This is a genomic window from Caballeronia arvi (assembly GCF_001544695.2).
In the GTDB taxonomy this organism is placed as follows: domain Bacteria; phylum Pseudomonadota; class Gammaproteobacteria; order Burkholderiales; family Burkholderiaceae; genus Caballeronia; species Caballeronia arvi.
This window is the reverse complement of record NZ_FCOM02000030.1, coordinates 17,844-34,159: the sequence shown is the minus strand read 5'-3', so window position 1 is coordinate 34,159 and position 16,316 is coordinate 17,844. Positions and strand designations below refer to the sequence as shown.

12 protein-coding genes and 2 tRNA genes are annotated in these 16,316 nt (G+C 63.2%); 5 read left to right on the top strand and 9 right to left on the bottom strand.

Features of this window, described 5'->3' with window-relative positions:
• The first annotated feature begins 243 nt into the window (after positions 1–243).
• The 3 genes from AWB74_RS26845 (at position 244) to pgi (ending at position 5,018) form a co-directional block, all read left to right on the top strand.
• Entirely contained in the window at positions 244–1,536 is a 1,293-nt protein-coding gene (locus AWB74_RS26845) for an FAD-dependent oxidoreductase (RefSeq protein ID WP_061149698.1), read from the top strand.
• A gap of 76 nt (positions 1,537–1,612) precedes the next feature.
• Positions 1,613–3,175, top strand: coding sequence for an NAD(P)H-hydrate dehydratase (locus AWB74_RS26840; protein WP_061149697.1), 1,563 nt, complete (start codon positions 1,613–1,615; stop codon positions 3,173–3,175).
• Between the two features lie 208 nt (positions 3,176–3,383).
• Positions 3,384–5,018: a glucose-6-phosphate isomerase gene (gene pgi / locus AWB74_RS26835; RefSeq protein WP_061149696.1), complete on the top strand. Its 1,635-nt coding sequence runs from the start codon at positions 3,384–3,386 to the stop codon at positions 5,016–5,018.
• 49 nt (positions 5,019–5,067) lie between these two features.
• On the opposite strand, the gene AWB74_RS26830 is transcribed toward pgi, so the two are convergent.
• Entirely contained in the window at positions 5,068–5,769 is a 702-nt protein-coding gene (locus AWB74_RS26830) for an ABC transporter ATP-binding protein (RefSeq protein WP_061149695.1), read from the bottom strand.
• Here AWB74_RS26830 and AWB74_RS26825 point away from each other — a divergent pair.
• A complete protein-coding gene (locus AWB74_RS26825; protein ID WP_061149694.1) occupies positions 5,768–6,439 on the top strand; it encodes an arylesterase in 672 nt (223 codons plus the stop codon). The two genes, AWB74_RS26830 and AWB74_RS26825, sit on opposite strands and share 2 nt — an antisense overlap.
• Before the next feature lie 124 nt (positions 6,440–6,563).
• Positions 6,564–6,905: a hypothetical protein gene (locus tag AWB74_RS26820; RefSeq protein ID WP_061149693.1), complete on the top strand. Its 342-nt coding sequence runs from the start codon at positions 6,564–6,566 to the stop codon at positions 6,903–6,905.
• Positions 6,906–6,985: 80 nt separating this feature from the next.
• Here AWB74_RS26820 and AWB74_RS26815 read toward each other — a convergent pair whose 3' ends face one another.
• The 8 genes from AWB74_RS26815 to tig form a co-directional block, all read right to left on the bottom strand.
• A complete protein-coding gene (locus AWB74_RS26815; RefSeq protein ID WP_061149692.1) occupies positions 6,986–8,908 on the bottom strand; it encodes a SurA N-terminal domain-containing protein in 1,923 nt (640 codons plus the stop codon).
• A gap of 295 nt (positions 8,909–9,203) precedes the next feature.
• A tRNA-Asp gene (locus AWB74_RS26810) sits at positions 9,204–9,280 on the bottom strand.
• Positions 9,281–9,306: 26 nt separating this feature from the next.
• Positions 9,307–9,382, bottom strand: a tRNA-Val gene (locus tag AWB74_RS26805).
• Positions 9,383–9,458: 76 nt separating this feature from the next.
• Positions 9,459–9,983: an HU family DNA-binding protein gene (locus AWB74_RS49040; RefSeq protein WP_456061757.1), complete on the bottom strand. Its 525-nt coding sequence runs from the start codon at positions 9,981–9,983 to the stop codon at positions 9,459–9,461.
• A gap of 42 nt (positions 9,984–10,025) precedes the next feature.
• On the bottom strand, positions 10,026–12,449 hold the full coding sequence (lon, locus tag AWB74_RS26795; RefSeq protein ID WP_061149690.1) for an endopeptidase La: 2,424 nt from the start codon (positions 12,447–12,449) through the stop codon (positions 10,026–10,028).
• Positions 12,450–12,634: 185 nt separating this feature from the next.
• The gene (clpX, locus tag AWB74_RS26790; RefSeq protein WP_061149689.1) at positions 12,635–13,906 is read right to left on the bottom strand and encodes an ATP-dependent Clp protease ATP-binding subunit ClpX; all 1,272 of its coding nucleotides are present in this window, start codon (positions 13,904–13,906) and stop codon (positions 12,635–12,637) included.
• A gap of 171 nt (positions 13,907–14,077) precedes the next feature.
• The gene (gene clpP / locus AWB74_RS26785; protein WP_035498698.1) at positions 14,078–14,731 is read right to left on the bottom strand and encodes an ATP-dependent Clp endopeptidase proteolytic subunit ClpP; all 654 of its coding nucleotides are present in this window, start codon (positions 14,729–14,731) and stop codon (positions 14,078–14,080) included.
• 139 nt (positions 14,732–14,870) lie between these two features.
• Positions 14,871–16,217: a trigger factor gene (tig, locus tag AWB74_RS26780; RefSeq protein WP_061149688.1), complete on the bottom strand. Its 1,347-nt coding sequence runs from the start codon at positions 16,215–16,217 to the stop codon at positions 14,871–14,873.
• Positions 16,218–16,316: the final 99 nt, after the last annotated feature.

Sequence of the window (16,316 nt, the reverse complement as noted above, 5' to 3'; positions counted from 1 at the left end):
AATAGCGCCGGGCAAGGCCGGCCGTGCGGACCTGGGCGGGTGGCGGGCCGCGCGCGCCGCGCGGTCTGCGGTCCCCCGCAAACGATTTTGGCGCTATCATGGCGCGCTTTCTTCGGGTAAGGCGCCTGGCCGTGGGGCCGGCATACCCGTCGTTTCATCGTATTGGCGCGCGGCACCGGGCGCTTCCACCCGCGCGTCACGCCGCGCAGCACTGCAATCTCGCGCCTTCGGGCACAAAAAGTCATGGATGTCATCGTCATCGGCGGAGGAATCGCCGGCATCGCCACCGCCTATCAGCTGCATGCGGCAGGCCACCGTGTTTGCGTGGTCGAGCGCCACGCGACCGTCGCGCAAGGCGCCACCTATGGGCAAGGCGGCGCGCTGCTGCCCTCGCCGCTCGATGTCTGGTTCGGTCCGACCTTCATGGCGTCGAGCCGCGCGAAGCAAAGCGGCATGGTGTCGAAGACCGGCTTCGACTCCGCCGCGCGGGACTTCCTCAAGCAACACGCGACGCTGCGCGATCCCGAAGCGTTCACCGCGCAGTACGCGCGCCTGCAGCCGCTCGTCGACCTGTCGCGCGGCGTGCTCGCCGGGATCGAAAGCCGTCTCGAACTCGATTTCGAGCAGCGCCGCGGCGTGCTGCACGTGTTCCGCCTGCCGCGCGAGCTCGATGAAGCGCAGCCGGCCATCGGCTTGCTCAAGGCCTGCGGCGTGCCGCATCGTGTGCTCACCCCCGAGGAATGCGTCGAGGTCGAGCCGTCGGTGCCGGACTATCCCGAATTCGCAGGCGCCGTGCTGCTGCCCGAGGAACGCACCGCGAACTGTCCGCTTTTCACCAAGCAACTCAAGCAGGCGCTCGAAGACGACGGCGTGCAGTTCCGCATGCATCGCGAGGTCGCGGCGCTGCGTCTCGACGGCGCGCGCGCGGCGGTCGAACTCGCCGTTGCGAACGAAGGCAAGAAGCGCAGCGCCGATGTCGAGCTGATCGCCGCCGATGCGATCGTCGTCGCCGCGGGCAGCGGCACGCCGGCGCTCGTCGGTGGGAACAAGGCGGCGGCGTCGCTGTTCCCGTTGCGCGTGCACACGCTCACCGCGCCCGTTGCCTATGAGGAGCGCGCGCCGCATCTCACCGTTGTCGATTCGATCAAGCGCATCACGATGACGCGCGTGGGGCAGCGGCTGCGCGTCGGCGGCGCGGGCGTGTTTCAGAGCGCCGCCAAGGCCGACAAGCCGCTCGACGCCACGCTCTCGCGCCGCGCGCTGGACCTGCTCGGTCAGGGCACGCACGACTGGATTCCAGGCGCGGCGCGCGTCTCGGCTGCGCGCGCGTGGGACGGCGTGCGGCTCATGACCGCCGACGGATTGCCGATCGTCGGCGCGACGCAGCATCCACGGCTTTTCGTGAACGCGGCGCACGGCCCGGCGGGCTGGGGCCTCGCGTGCGGGTCTGCTAAAGTGATCGCGGACCTCATCTCCGGCGTCACGCCCGATCTTCCCGCCAATACCCTCTCCGCGCTGAGCCCCGAACGCTTCTAGCGGATCGCGGCGACGGGCACGATATGCGGGCGCCGGTTTTTCGAACGAATCGCCTTTCGAAACGCCTGCCGCCGCCATGACCGCTGCCCGCTCCCCCTACTTCACGCCCAAAGACGATCACCTCGCGCTCCTGACGCTCGCCGAGCTGCGCACGCTCGAAGCGCGCGCGGCCGCCGCGCTGCCGCCGCACACGTTGATGGCGCGCGCGGGCGCCGCCGCCGCGCAGTGTCTGATCGACGCCTTGGAGCACGATCCCGATTCGCGTGCGCTGCCGGTCTTGCTCGCCGCGGGCCCCGGCAATAACGGCGGCGATGCGCTCGTGATGGCCGAGCGCCTGCATCGCGCGGGCGTCGCGGTGCGGGTGTGCATGCCGGTCGAAGTGAAGCCCGACGATGCGCGCTGGGCGCTCGACGGGGCGCGCGCGGCGGGCGTGCCGATCGACGGCGAGCCGCCCGCCTCCTTCGATGATTTCGGCTGGCTCGTCGACGGCATGTTCGGCATCGGCCTCACGCGGCCGCTCGAAGGCGTGTTCGCGGATATGGCCGCACGCATGACGCGCCGCTCACAGGCGTCGGGCCGCGTCCTCGCGCTCGATGTGCCAAGCGGTCTGAATAGCGACACCGGTACGCCCGTGAATGGCGGCGAGGCCGTGCGCGCGACGGACACCATCACGTTCATCGGTGCGAAACCGGGTCACTTCACGTCGCTCGGCCGCGATCTGACTGGCCGGCTGTTCGTCGCGACGCTCGATGTCGACGGGAGCACGGCGCCGTCGATCGTCCTCAACGTGCCAGCGCTGTTCGGCGCGTGCATGCCGCCGCGCGACAACGCGACCAACAAGGGCACGTTCGGCTCGATCGCGGTCATCGGCGGCGATACGGGCATGTGCGGCGCGCCGATCCTCGCCGCGCGCATGGCGCTCTTCGGCGGTGCGGGCAAGGTGCATGTCGCATTCGTCGGCGAGGGTTTTCCGCCTTACGATTCCCCGCATCCGGAGCTGATGCTGCATCGTGCCGACGGCTTCGCGCCCGACAAGATGGACGCGCTGTCGATCGGCTGCGGCATGGGCACGAGCGACCACGCGAAACAGGTGCTCGCCGGCATGCTGAAGCTCGATATCCCGAAGTTGCTCGATGCCGATGCGCTCAATCTCGTCGCACAGGACGACGCGCTCGCCGCTGAAGTCGCGGCGCGCGGCACGCAGGGCGATCCGTGCATCCTGACGCCGCATCCGCTCGAAGCGGCGCGGCTATTGCAAACCGATGCGAAAGCGGTCCAGGCCGATCGCATCGCCGCCGCCCGCCAGCTGGCCGCGCGCTATGCCGCCGTCGCCGTGCTAAAGGGATCGGGCACGGTGATCGCCTCGCCCGATGGCCGCGTCGCGGTGAATCCGACCGGCAATGCCGGACTCGCGACAGGCGGCACCGGCGACGTGCTCGGCGGATTGATCGGAGCATTGCTCGCGCAGAAGCTGCCAGCTTACGAGGCCGCGCTCGCAGGCGTCTGGCTGCACGGGCTCGCCGCGCAAACCCTCACCGACGCCGGCATCGGCCCCGCGGGACTGACGGCGGGCGAGCTCGCGCCCGCGGTGCGCGGTCTCATCAACCGCCGCTTTTACGCGGAGCACGCGCGAAGCTGACGCATTCTCCGCGCGCGGCGCGTCACGAATCCTTCGTGACGCTTTGCAAGCATCCGTTCACGCATCGTCGCTATACTCTTTTTGATTCGGGCAACCGCGGCCGCTCAGTTGTTGTTTAGTCGCGTTCACCAGACACGACACGCACAGGCAAGCGAGCTGCAATCGCACGAACGTATTCCTCTGTCACTTTCAGACTATCGGACCGCTCATGACCCAACACTCGATGCTCAACTCGCTTCCTGCCTGGTCGGCGCTCCAGTCGCATTACGATGCCATCTCCGGCGAGCGCCTCCGCGACTGGTTCGCGCCGGAAAACGACACCGCGCCCACGCGCGCCGAGCGCCTGACCTTCGAAGGCGGCGGCCTCGCAATCGACTTCTCCAAGAACCGCGTCAAGGACGAAACGCTCAAGCTGCTCATCGAGGTCGCGCAGCAGGCCAAAGTCACCGAGCGCCGCGACGCGATGTTCCGCGGCGACATCGTCAATATCACGGAGCATCGCGCGGTGCTCCATACCGCGCTGCGCGCGCAATCGCCCGACGCGCCGTTCTACGAGCAGGTGCAGAAAGAAAAAGCCAGGATGGCCGCTTTCTCCGATAAGGTCCGCGACGGCGCGTGGACCGGTTACACCGGCAAGCGCATTCGTCATGTGGTGAATATCGGCATCGGCGGGTCGGATCTCGGGCCGAAGATGGTCGTTCACGCGCTGCATCATCTCGCATCGAAGGAACTCGATACGCACTTCGTATCGAACGTCGACGGCGCGGATCTCTGGAACGTGCTGCAGCAGGTCGACGCCGAAGAGACGCTCGCGATCGTCGTCTCCAAGACCTTCACGACGCTCGAGACGATGACCAACGCGCACTCGATGCGCGACTGGTTCCTCAAATCGGGCTGTCCCGAAGATCAACTGGCGAAGCATTTCGTCGGCGTGTCGGCGAATCCGGCCGAAGTCGTCAAGTTCGGCATCGCGAAAGAAAACGTGTTCGAAATGTGGGACTGGGTCGGTGGCCGCTACTCGCTGTGGTCGGCGGTCGGTCTGTCGATCATGCTGTCGGTCGGTCCGAAGAATTTCGACGCGCTGTTGCAAGGCGCCGCCGCGATGGACGAGCATTTCCGCACCGCGCCGCTCGACAAGAACCTGCCGGTGCTGATGGGCATGATCGGCATCTGGTATCGCAATTTCTTCGGCTCGCAGAGCGACCTGGTCGCGCCGTATTCGCAGGCGCTCAGTCTCCTGTCTTCGTATCTCCAGCAACTGGAGATGGAAAGCAACGGCAAGTCCGCGCGCCTCGACGGCAAGATGGTCGATTATCCGACCGCCGCGGTGATCTGGGGCGAGCCGGGCACGAACGGCCAGCACGCGTTCTTCCAGATGCTGCATCAGGGCCCGACGATCATTCCGATCGACTTCATCGCCGTGCTGACGCCGGAACATCCGCTCGTCGATCATCATGCGAAGCTGCTCGCCAACTGCTTCGCGCAGAGCGAGGCGCTGATGCTCGGCCGCACGCTCGAAGAAGCGAAGAAGGTCGCGGGTCCGGGCAAGGAAGAACTCGCGACGCATCTGAGCTTCCCTGGCAATCGCCCGACCACGACGATCATGCTCGATGCGCTCACGCCGCAGACCCTCGGCGCGCTCATCGCGCTCTACGAGCACAAGGTGCTGGTTCAAGGCACGGTGTGGGACATCAACTCGTTCGATCAGTGGGGCGTGGAGCTCGGCAAGATTCTCGGCAAGGTCGTCGAGGCCGATATCACCGCCGCAACCGCCGATCCGAAGAAGCACGATTCGTCGACGTCGACGTTGATCGCGCGTGCGCGCAAGGCGTTGAAGCGCTGACGCGGTTGCGTCATGCAAGGCCCGCAACGTGTTGCACGTTGCGGGCTTTTTACACGCTCAGACCGTTGACGAGCCGCCCGGCTTCGATGGTCACGGTGGCGTCGCAACGCTCGGCGAGTTCGGCATCATGCGTGACGAGCACGAGCGTCGCGCCATTGCGGCGGTTCATCTCGAACATCAGGTCGATGATCGCGTAGCCCGTTGCGGCATCGAGGCTGCCGGTGGGTTCGTCGGCGAAGAGCACGGCCGGATGCGTGACGAAAGCACGCGCGAGCGCGACGCGTTGCTGCTCGCCGCCGGACAGCAGCTTCGGATAGTGGCTCGTGCGCTGCGAAAGACCGACCTGAACGAGCAGCGAGCGCGCACGCGCGGCGATCTCGCCATGCGGCATCTCGGCGCGCAGCTCGAGCGGCAGCATCACGTTCTCGAGCGCGGTGAGATGCGGCATCAACTGGAACGACTGAAACACGAAGCCGACGGCGCCGCTGCGCAACGCGGCGCGCTCGTCTTCGTTCAGGCTCGACAGTTCCTTGCCCAACAGACGAACCGAGCCCTCGCTCGCGCTGTCCAATCCGGCAAGCAGGCCGAGCAAAGTCGACTTGCCCGAGCCCGACGCGCCGACGATCGCCACGCTGCTGCCCTTCGCGATCGACAGATCGATCTGATCGAGAATCGTGAGCTCGCCTGTTGCGTCCTTCACCCGCTTGCTTAATCCCCGTACTTCAATGACCGGTTCGATATTGTTTTGCATGGACACTTTGAAAAAGAACTTGCGCGGCTTCGTGCCCGCCATCGCATTGACGGCGGCGGGCATCACGACCGCACATGCTGCGGAGGCCCAGGCGGCAACCCAGACGAAGCCCGCGATCGTCGTGCTGGGCGACAGCCTCTCGGCCGAATACGGTCTGCCGCGCGATACCGGCTGGGTGAATCTGTTGCGCGAGCGGCTGGTGAAGGAGCGCTTCGATTATAGCGTCGCCAATTCGAGCATCAGCGGCGACACCACGAGCGGCGGGCGCGCGCGGCTGACCGCGGTCCTCTCACGTATCAAGCCCGCCGTGGTGATCGTCGAGCTCGGCGCAAACGATGCGCTGCGTGGCGTGCCGCTCGCGACGACGGAGACCAATCTGCGTGGCATCGTCGATGCATCGCAGGCCGCGCATGCGAAGGTTTTACTCGTCGGCATGTACGTTCCACCCAATTACGGCCCCGACTATACGCAAAAGTTCCATGCGGTCTACGAGCGCATCGCGAAGGACAAGAACGTCCCGCTCGTGCCTTTCCTGCTCGCTGGCATTGCTGACAAGCCTGCCATGTTCCAGGCCGATCAGATCCATCCGACGGTGCAGGCCCAGCCTTTGCTGCTCGATAACGTCTGGCCAACCTTGAAACCTTTGCTGGGAGCCGCCGCGGTGCATTGACAGCGACGCCGGCCGCGACAGCTTTCATATCGACGCGGAACACGGCCACGATTCAGACATCTGAGACTTTCGCGTAACTCTTATAACCCCGCTCGTCCTTTGAGCGACTCTACAAGGAGGTCACGTGAAATACTTCCCTCTTCTCGCCCTGACCGTTGCGATTTCGGCCTGCGCCGCGCAGCCGCCTGCCGGCGTGCAGCAAGTCGGCACGAGCCAGAAGGCCCCGAACGTGGTTGCGCAATGCGTCGCCCAGAAGTGGGCCGATAAATCGCAGCAGCAAGTGGTGTCGCAGGACACGCTTGCGGGCGACAAGGCCGTCGACGTGTACGTGCCCGGCCAGCAGCCGCCCAACGGCGCGGCGGCGGTCGTGCGTCCGGCGTGGTCCGGTCCTGGAACGTGGGTCGGCTTCCGCGCGTCGGGCGCGGCAGGCAGTCAGGCGACCGGCGACATTCAGGCGTGCCTGTAAGCGAAGCTCGCCTGCATTTCAGACAAAAGCCCCGCGACTTTTCGGACGCGGGGCTTTTTCGTTGCGGTATTGCGGACGGATCAGTTCGATGTCGGCGGCGGCGACTGGCTCAGCTTGACCTTCGAACGCGCCTTCAACGAGTCGATATACGCTTCCATTTCGGCTTGCGCATAGACCTGCGCAACCTGCTGTTGCGCGCCCGCGAGACGATCGGCCGCGACCGGCGCGGCCTTGTCGATTCCGTTCACGCGATAGATCGCGTAGCCGTCCGCACCGAGGTCCACGCCGACATACGCCGGCAGCTTCGACGCGTCCGCCTTGAAGACCGCGGATAGCGCGGCGGGCGGCAAGCCTTGCGCGTCGTTGCGCGAAACCGTGACGGGCGACGTGAAGCCATCAGTCGACTTCGACTTTTGCAGTTCCGCGAGCTTCGTCTCGCCTTCCTTCTTCGCCATCGCAGCGGCCATTTCGGCGACGACCTTCTTGCGCACGTCGTCCTTCACCACGTCGAACGCGGGAACGCTCGACGCCTTGTAATCCGTCACGCGTGCGGCGATGAGCGTGTTGTTGCCGACATCGATCGCCTGCGTGTTATTGCGGTCCTTCGCGGCATCGGGTGCGAAGACGGCTGCGAGGAACTTCGGATTGTTGAGCGGGTTGTCCTGCGGCAACTGCGGATTCGGCTTCGGGCCGACCGTCGCAGCCTGGATCGTCAGCTTGTATTTGTCGGCCGCCGGTTGAAGCGACTTCGCCTTCTCGTAGACGAGATCGGTGAAGCCTTGCGCGTCGTCGGCGAAACCCTTCGTGCCTTGCTGCGCCGCGTAGTCCTTTGCGATCGAATCCTTCACTTCATCGAACGGCTTCGTGACGGAAGGTTTCACGTCGGTCGCCTCGATGATGTGATAGCCGAAGTCCGACTCGACGATATTGCTCACTTCGCCCTTCTTCAGGCTGAATGCGGCGTCGTCGAAGGCCTTGCCGCCCGCGATCTGACCGTGTGCGAAGTAGCCGAGGTCGCCGCCCTTGCTCGCGGAGCCCGGATCGTCCGAGTTCTTCTGCGCGATTTGCGCGAACTGGTCCGGATGCGCCTTGACTTGCGCGAGCAGTTCTTCGGCTTTCTGCTTCGCCTTCGCCTTGTCGGCCGCGCTCGCGTCCTTCGGCGCGTTCACGAGAATGTGGCTCGCGCGCACTTCCGCTTCCGTGCGATAGCGCTGGATGTTGTCGTCGTAATACTTCTTCAGATCGGCGTCGCTCGGTTTCGATGCCCCCGCGATCGTCGACGGCGACAGCACGAGATACTGAATCGTCGCGGTTTCGGGCGTCGCGAAGTCATTGCGATGCGCTTCGTAGTAAGCCGTGAGTTGCGCGTCGGTCGGCTGGACCTTCGCGGCGTAGTCGGCCGTGCGCAGCGACAGGCCCTGCACGGAGCGCTTCTGCTCGGCGAGCTCCGTCAGGCTCTGCGCGAGCGACTTCGACGTGAACGACGATCCTTGAATGCTGCCGGGAATCTGCTCGGTCGCAAGCGTGTAGCGCATGCGCTCGTCGTATTGCGCGGGCGTCATGCCCTGCATGGCGAGCAGTTGCTTGTAGCGTTCGAGGTCGATGCTGCCGTCGGCGTTTTTCAGCGACGAGATCACCGGGTCGGACATCAGCGCGCGACGCACCGCGTCATCCGATGCTGTCAGGTGCAGGCGCTGCGTTTCGTCGGCCATCGCGCGCTGCTGCACGAGGCTGTCGACCATCGCGGCGCGCGTCTCGGGCGTGTCGAACATCTTGGCGTCGAACTGGGCGCCGAGCATGGAACGCGCGCGGTCCACTTGCTGCCGGAAGGCGCTGTCGAATTCGGCGCGCGTGATCTTGTGACCGTTGACGCTGGCGACGTAAGAACTCTCGTCGAAGTAATTGCTGAAACCCTGAATCCCGACCATGCCCAAGCCGGGCACGATGATGAGGATCAGCAAGGCCATCATCAGGCGCTGGTGATTTCGGAAGAAGTCGAGCATGCGTAGCGCTGCGTTGTCAGAACAAAACGCTCGATATTACAACAGTGGCGGGGGAAAAGGCGAAAGGTGGCCGTTGATCGAGTTCGCCGAGCGACTGCACGTACAGGGCGCGATCTGTCGCGGAAGGGAGATTGTTTTATTTATCAACCGTTTAAGGCGCGATCGAATCAATTTGAGCAATCCGCATTTCACGTAGCATATCGATGATTAGCACTCTTGAGCGACGGCGCGGCTGCGCGATCCAAAACAAAAAATCCCGCACGCTTCACAGCGTGCGGGATTCTCTGAGTGATTCTGGCGGAGCGGACGGGACTCGAACCCGCGACCCCCGGCGTGACAGGCCGGTATTCTAACCAACTGAACTACCGCTCCTGGGTAGCGCGCAATGAACCGAGACCTGGTGGGTGCTGAGAGGCTCGAACTCCCGACCTACGCCTTGTAAGGGCGCCGCTCTACCAACTGAGCTAAGCACCCGGTCCGCAAATTCATCTGGTTTGCGCTGCGCCGAATTCCGCGTCCTGTTTTGAGGGCACCGCATCCAGCGAGTCCGCTAGTTTAGCGCATCCTTCAGCGCTTTGCCAGGGCGAAATTTCGGGACCTTCGCGGCCTTGATCTTGATCGCGTCGCCTGTGCGCGGATTGCGTCCGGTGCGCGCGGTGCGCTTGCCTACAGCGAACGTGCCGAAGCCGACGAGCGTCACCGTGCCGCCCTTCTTCAGCGTCGCGCGCACGCCGTCGATCGCCGCTTCGAGCGCACGGCCGGCCGCGGCCTTGGAGATATCGGCTTGCTGCGCGATATGGTCGATCAGTTCCGTCTTGTTCATTGTGATCCCCGAATCAGTATTGGCACGTTGTAATCGATCTGGTCGAGCATCGACGCCAACATCGATGCCTGCGTCGATACGACAAGCATCTCGATAAGTCTGGATGCGGCGCTCATTTAACTTAGCCGAAAGAACCGTGTCAACGAGGGTTGAGCCTGATCGGACTCGCTTTGCGGGCAGATTAGACGACCTCTTCGAAATGCCGCGCAGAAATAGAAAAGCCCGCGGAATGAATCCGCGGGCTTTTAGCAACGATCACACAACACGGCGATGAAACCGTGCTGCCCGAAACGTTTAGTGCTTCACGACTTCACCCGAAGCCGGCGCGTCTTTCTGCGTTTCGGCAGCGACCGGCGTCGTTTTCGCCTCGTCTTCAGGCAGCGACTCCGGCGTGCGCTCCAGCGCCAGTTCCAGCACGCGATCGATCCAGCGAACCGGCACGATCTCGATGGCGTTCTTCACGTTGTCGGGGATGTCGGCCAGATCCTTCGTGTTTTCCTCGGGGATCAGCACGAGCTTGATGCCGCCGCGATGCGCCGCCAGCAGCTTCTCCTTCAACCCGCCGATCGGCAGCACTTCGCCGCGCAGCGTGATTTCGCCCGTCATCGCGACATCCGCGCGAACCGGAATACCGGTCAGCACCGACACCAGCGCCGTGGTCATCGCGATACCGGCAGACGGACCGTCCTTCGGCGTCGCGCCTTCCGGCACGTGGATGTGGATGTCCTTCTTCTCGAACGACTCATCCGTGATGCCGAGTCGACGCGAACGCGAGCGCACGACCGAACGCGCCGCTTCGACGGATTCCTTCATCACGTCGCCGAGCGAACCCGTGCGGATGACGCTGCCCTTGCCGGGCATCACCGCCGCTTCGATCGTCAGCAGATCGCCGCCGACTTCCGTCCACGCAAGACCCGTGACCTGACCGATCTGGTTGTCCTTCGCTGCCAGACCGAAGTCGTACTTGCGCACGCCGAGGAAGGTATCGAGGTTGGAGCCGTCGACCGTGACGGCGCCTTCGGCCTTCTTCAACAGAAGCATCTTCACGACCTTGCGGCAGATCTTCGAGATCTCACGCTCGAGCGAACGCACGCCCGCTTCACGCGTGTAGTAGCGAATGATGTCGCGGATCGCCTGCTCCGTGACTTCGATCTCGCCGTCCTTCAGGCCGTTATTGCGCTTCTGCTTCGGCAACAAATAACGTTGCGCGATGCTGACCTTTTCGTCTTCGGTGTAACCCGACAAGCGGATGACTTCCATCCGGTCGAGCAGCGGCGGCGGAATGTTCAGCGAGTTCGACGTCGCGACGAACATCACGTCCGACAGGTCGAAGTCCACTTCGATGTAGTGGTCCGCGAACGTGTGATTCTGTTCCGGATCGAGCACTTCGAGCAGCGCGGAAGCCGGATCGCCGCGGAAATCCATGCCCATCTTGTCGACTTCGTCGAGCAGGAAGAGCGGATTGCGCACAGCGACTTTCGCGAGGCTTTGCAGAATCTTGCCGGGCATCGAACCGATATACGTGCGACGGTGACCGCGAATCTCGGATTCATCGTGCACGCCGCCGAGCGCCATGCGCACGAACTTGCGATTCGTCGCACGCGCGATCGACTGACCGAGCGACGTCTTGCCGACGCCGGGAGGCCCGACGAGGCAGAGAATCGGCGCCTTCACCTTCTCGACGCGTTGCTGAACCGCGAGATACTCGAGAATGCGTTCCTTGACCTTTTCGAGGCCGAAGTGGTCTTCATCGAGCACGCGCTCGGCGTTCGAGAGGTCGTTGTTGACCTTGCTCTTCTTGCGCCACGGCAAGCCGATCAGCGTATCGATGTAGTTGCGCACGACCGTCGCTTCAGCCGACATCGGCGACATCAGCTTGAGCTTCTTGAGCTCGGCGTCGGCCTTCTTCTTGGCTTCCTTCGGCATGCGCGCAGCGGTGATGCGCTTCTCGAGTTCTTCGAGATCCGCGCCCTCTTCGCCTTCGCCCAGTTCCTTCTGGATCGCCTTGACCTGCTCGTTCAGGTAGTACTCGCGCTGGCTCTTTTCCATCTGACGCTTCACGCGGCCGCGAATGCGCTTCTCGACCTGAAGAATGTCGATTTCGGCTTCGAGTTGGGCGAGCAGATGTTCGAGACGCTCGATCACAGGGAACATCTCGAGGATGTGCTGTTTCTGATCGAGCTTGAGCGGCAGATGCGCGGCAATGGTGTCGGCAAGACGACCCGCTTCATCGATGCCCGACAGCGACGTCAGGATCTCCGGCGGAATCTTCTTGTTGAGCTTCACGTACTGATCGAACTGCGAGACGATCGCGCGGCGCAGCGCTTCGGTTTCAGCGCTGTCGGCGTGATCGGGCTCGAGCGGCATCACGTCGCACGAGAATTGCGTTTCCTGCTCTTCGATCGAAAGCGTTTTCGCGCGCTGCAAGCCTTCGACGAGCACTTTCACCGTGCCGTCGGGCAGCTTCAGCATTTGCAGGATGTTGGCGACACATCCTACTTCGTACATGTCCTTTTCGGTCGGCTCGTCCTTCGCCGCCGTTTTCTGGGCGACGAGCATGATGTGCTTGCCGCCTTCCATCGCGGCTTCGAGGGCCTTGATCGACTTGGGCCGCCCCACGAAGAGCGGAATCACCATATGCGGGAAAACGACTACGTCGCGCAGCGGGAGCAGCGGCAGCGTAATGCGTTCCTGCGGGAGGAGTTGGGTTCCTGACATTTCATTTCCCCATTAATGGAATCAGTTCAGTCGTAAGTAAGGCCGTTCAGAGCTATTGCAAGCCTTTATCGGAAGGGAAAAGTCGTTAGTCAAAGATCGCGTCAGTAACATCCACAAGATAACCGGAAAAAATAAAAGGCCGTTCACGTTGCCATGAACGGCCTTTCGCCGACACACAGCCTGCTTCAGTTCGAACCCGCTACTTTCGGTGCGTCTTCGTAGATGAGCAGCGGCTTGCCGTCGCCGTCGATGGTGTTGTCGTCGACGATCACCTTCGAAACGCCCTTCATGGTCGGCAGTTCGTACATCACGTCGAGCAACGCTTGTTCCAGAATCGAACGCAGCCCGCGCGCGCCGGTTTTGCGGCGAATCGCTTTCTGCGCGATGGCCTGCAACGCCGCCGGACGGATCTCCAGTTCGACGCGCTCCATCGCGAAGAGCTTGTGATACTGCTTCACGAGCGCGTTCTTCGGCTCGATCAGGATTTTCACGAGCGCAGCTTCGTCGAGCTTGCCGAGCGTCGCCACGACGGGCAGACGGCCGATCAGCTCGGGAATCAGACCGAACTTGATCAGATCTTCCGGTTCGACTTCACGAAGCACTTCGCCCGCGTCGCGGTCCTGCTTGCTCTTCACGCTCGCGCCGAAACCGATTCCGGTTTTCTCGGTGCGATCGGTGATGACTTTTTCGAGCCCGTCGAACGCACCGCCACAGACGAACAGGATGTTGGTCGTATCGACCTGGATGAAGTCCTGATTCGGGTGCTTGCGTCCACCTTGCGGCGGCACCGACGCCATCGTGCCTTCGATCAGCTTCAGCAGCGCCTGCTGCACGCCCTCGCCCGACACGTCGCGCGTGATGGACGGGTTGTCCGACTTGCGGCTGATCTTGTCGATTTCGTCGATGTAAACGATTCCGCGCTGCGCCTTGTCGACTTCGTAATTGCAGTTCTGCAGCAGCTTCTGAATGATGTTCTCGACGTCCTCGCCGACATAGCCGGCTTCGGTCAGCGTCGTGGCATCGGCGATCACGAACGGCACATTGAGCATGCGCGCAAGCGTCTGCGCGAGCAGCGTCTTGCCCGAGCCGGTCGGCCCGATCAAGAGAATGTTGCTCTTCGACAGCTCGATTTCGTCCTTCTTGTCGAGGTGCTTGAGCCGCTTGTAATGGTTGTACACGGCCACCGCGAGAATTTTCTTCGCGCGTTCCTGGCCGATCACGTACTGATTGAGGATATCGCTGATTTCCTGCGGGCTCGGCAGGTCGGACTTGCTCAGCCCGGCCTCCTCTGCTGCACCGGCCGCCTCGTCGCGAATGATCTCGTTGCACAAGTCGATACATTCATCGCAGATGAATACCGACGGCCCAGCGATGAGCTTCTTCACCTCATGCTGGCTTTTTCCGCAGAACGAGCAATACAGCAGCTTTTCGCTGCTGGAACCTTTTTTGTCCGCCATAAATGTGTAAGCCTCCGGACACTCTTGTTACATGATACGCGCTTCGATATCCGTACGCAGAATCACACCTGCGAGGGTGAACGAAGCGCGTCTGGCGTTGCGCCACACGCGCGACTTCGTTATTGTGCCGGCTCGTCTCCGAACGCCGGCGCGGCGCCGCTCCGGACGCCTTCAGGGACGCTTGTGAAGCACCTGGTCGACGAGGCCGTAAGCCTGCGCGTCGTCGCCCGACATGAAGTTGTCGCGATCCGTGTCGCGCGCAATGCGCTCGACGGGCTGACCCGTGTGATGCGACAGCAACTGATTCAGACGCTCCTTCAGGTACAGGATTTCCCGCGCCTGAATTTCGATGTCCGACGCCTGGCCGCGCGCGCCGCCGAGCGGCTGGTGAATCATCACGCGTGCGTTGGGCAGCGCGACGCGCTTGCCCTTCGCGCCCGCTGCGAGCAGGAACGCGCCCATGCTCGCGGCGAGGCCCATGCACAGCGTGGACACGTCCGGCTTCACGAACTGCATGGTGTCGTAAATCGCCATGCCGGCGGAAACCGACCCGCCCGGGCTGTTGATGTACAGGCTGATGTCCTTGTCGGGATTCTCGCTTTCGAGGAACAACAACTGCGCGACGACCAGATTCGCCGACTGGTCGTTCACTTCACCGACGAGAAACACCACGCGCTCCTTGAGGAGACGCGAGTAGATGTCATAGGCACGCTCGCCGCGGCCGCTCGTTTCCACGACCATCGGAACGAGGCCGAGCGCCTGGGCTTCGAAGTCCCGCGATGCGTGGGACGCCAACGTGTCGAGCAATTCAGCGCGAAAGGTCATGCAATTTCCTTGTTCGGAATAAGGGTACTGAACGACAAAGGAACATCGACTAGAACGGCATGCGAACGCCCAAACTTTAATGCAAAAAAGGCGTGCGAGCCGTCAGTCCGACGACTCCGCACGCCCCCTGCCTAACGCGTCAGGCTTGCGCCGTTGCGCTGGCCAGTTCCTCGAAGCTGACTTCCTTGTCGGTCACCTTGGCCTTGCCCAGGACGAAATCGACGACGTTGCTTTCCACGACGTACGCTTCCATCTCGGCGAGGCGCTGCTGGTTCGAATAATACCAGCGGACGACTTCCTTCGGGTCTTCGTAGCTCTTGGCGAATTCGTCCACTTCAGCGCGGATCTGCTCGGGCTTCGCCTGCAGTTCGTTCGCCTTCACCAGCTCGGCCAGCACGAGGCCCAGCTTCACGCGACGCTCGGCCTGCTCGGCGAACATTTCGGCCGGGATCGGCGCGTCGGCTGCGTTCGGCACGCCGCGCTGCTGCAGATCCTGACGCGCCATTTCGACGAGGCGCTGCTGATCCTGCTCGATCAGCGCCTTCGGCACGTCCAGTTCGGAAATCTTGAGCAGCGCGTCCATGACCTGGTTCTTCACGATCTGCTGCGTGCGGCGCTTGGCTTCGCGCTCCAGATTGTCCTTGATCTCGGTGCGCATCTTCGTGAGATCGCCGTCTTCGATGCCGAGCGACTTCGCGAAATCCGCGTCGATTTCCGGCAGGTGCGGCCATTCGATCTTCTTGATGGTGATCGTGAATTGCGCCGTCTTGCCCGCGACATCCTTGCCGTGATAGTCCTCGGGAAACTTGAGGTCGAACTCGCGCGTTTCGCCGACCTTCAGGCCGGTTGCAGCCTGCTCGAATTCGGGCAGCATGCGGCCTTCGCCCAGCACGAACGCGAAATCGTCGGCGCTGCCGCCTTCGAACGCGACGCCGTCGATCTTGCCGACAAAGTCGAGCGTCACGCGGTCGCCGTCCTTGGCCGCGAGATCCGCGCCGCCGTCGCCGTGCTCGCCGGCTTCGCCGCGGGCGTGGAAGTGCACGCGCTGCTTGCGCAGGATGTCCAGCGTGCGGTCGACTTCGGCTTCGGAGATGGTCGTGACCGTGCGTTCGATTTCAGCGGTCGCCACATCGCCCAGTTGCACTTCGGGATAGACCTCGAAGGTCGCGTCGAACGCATAGGCGTCAGCGACGGCTTCCGACTTCGGCGCGAAGCTCGGCTGACCCGCAACGCGCAGGTTTTCGGCGCGCGTGACGTCGAAGAATTCCTTGCCCACCTTGTCGCTCAGCACTTCGGCTTCGACCTGGCCGGCGTACTGCTGCGTCACCATCTTGAGCGGCACCTTGCCCGGGCGGAAACCCGGCATGCGCACGTTCTTGGCCAACTGGCGGATACGCGAATCGACTTCCTTCTGCACCGAATCCTTCGGCAGGGAAATGGTCACGCGGCGTTCGAGCTTGCCGAGGTTTTCAACAACGTTAGCCATGGCTGAAATCGTCCTAGAGTAAATCGTAAATTCGGTGTTCGGTTCTTCCGCGGTTCTTAAGGCGCGGGTCCGGATGCGGGCTCTGCACGAGCCGCGCCG

Bases quoted from the DNA above. Each gene is read 5' to 3' on its own strand.
- AWB74_RS26845 (WP_061149698.1), top strand. From the start codon at position 244: ATGGATGTCATCGTCATCGGCGGAGGAATCGCCGGCATCGCCACCGCC.
- AWB74_RS26840 (WP_061149697.1), top strand. From the start codon at position 1,613: ATGACCGCTGCCCGCTCCCCCTACTTCACGCCCAAAGACGATCACCTC.
- pgi (WP_061149696.1), top strand. From the start codon at position 3,384: ATGACCCAACACTCGATGCTCAACTCGCTTCCTGCCTGGTCGGCGCTC.
- AWB74_RS26825 (WP_061149694.1), top strand. From the start codon at position 5,768: ATGGACACTTTGAAAAAGAACTTGCGCGGCTTCGTGCCCGCCATCGCA.
- AWB74_RS26830 (WP_061149695.1), bottom strand. From the start codon at position 5,769: ATGCAAAACAATATCGAACCGGTCATTGAAGTACGGGGATTAAGCAAG.
- AWB74_RS26815 (WP_061149692.1), bottom strand. From the start codon at position 8,908: ATGCTCGACTTCTTCCGAAATCACCAGCGCCTGATGATGGCCTTGCTG.
- lon (WP_061149690.1), bottom strand. From the start codon at position 12,449: ATGTCAGGAACCCAACTCCTCCCGCAGGAACGCATTACGCTGCCGCTG.
- clpX (WP_061149689.1), bottom strand. From the start codon at position 13,906: ATGGCGGACAAAAAAGGTTCCAGCAGCGAAAAGCTGCTGTATTGCTCG.
- clpP (WP_035498698.1), bottom strand. From the start codon at position 14,731: ATGACCTTTCGCGCTGAATTGCTCGACACGTTGGCGTCCCACGCATCG.
- tig (WP_061149688.1), bottom strand. From the start codon at position 16,217: ATGGCTAACGTTGTTGAAAACCTCGGCAAGCTCGAACGCCGCGTGACC.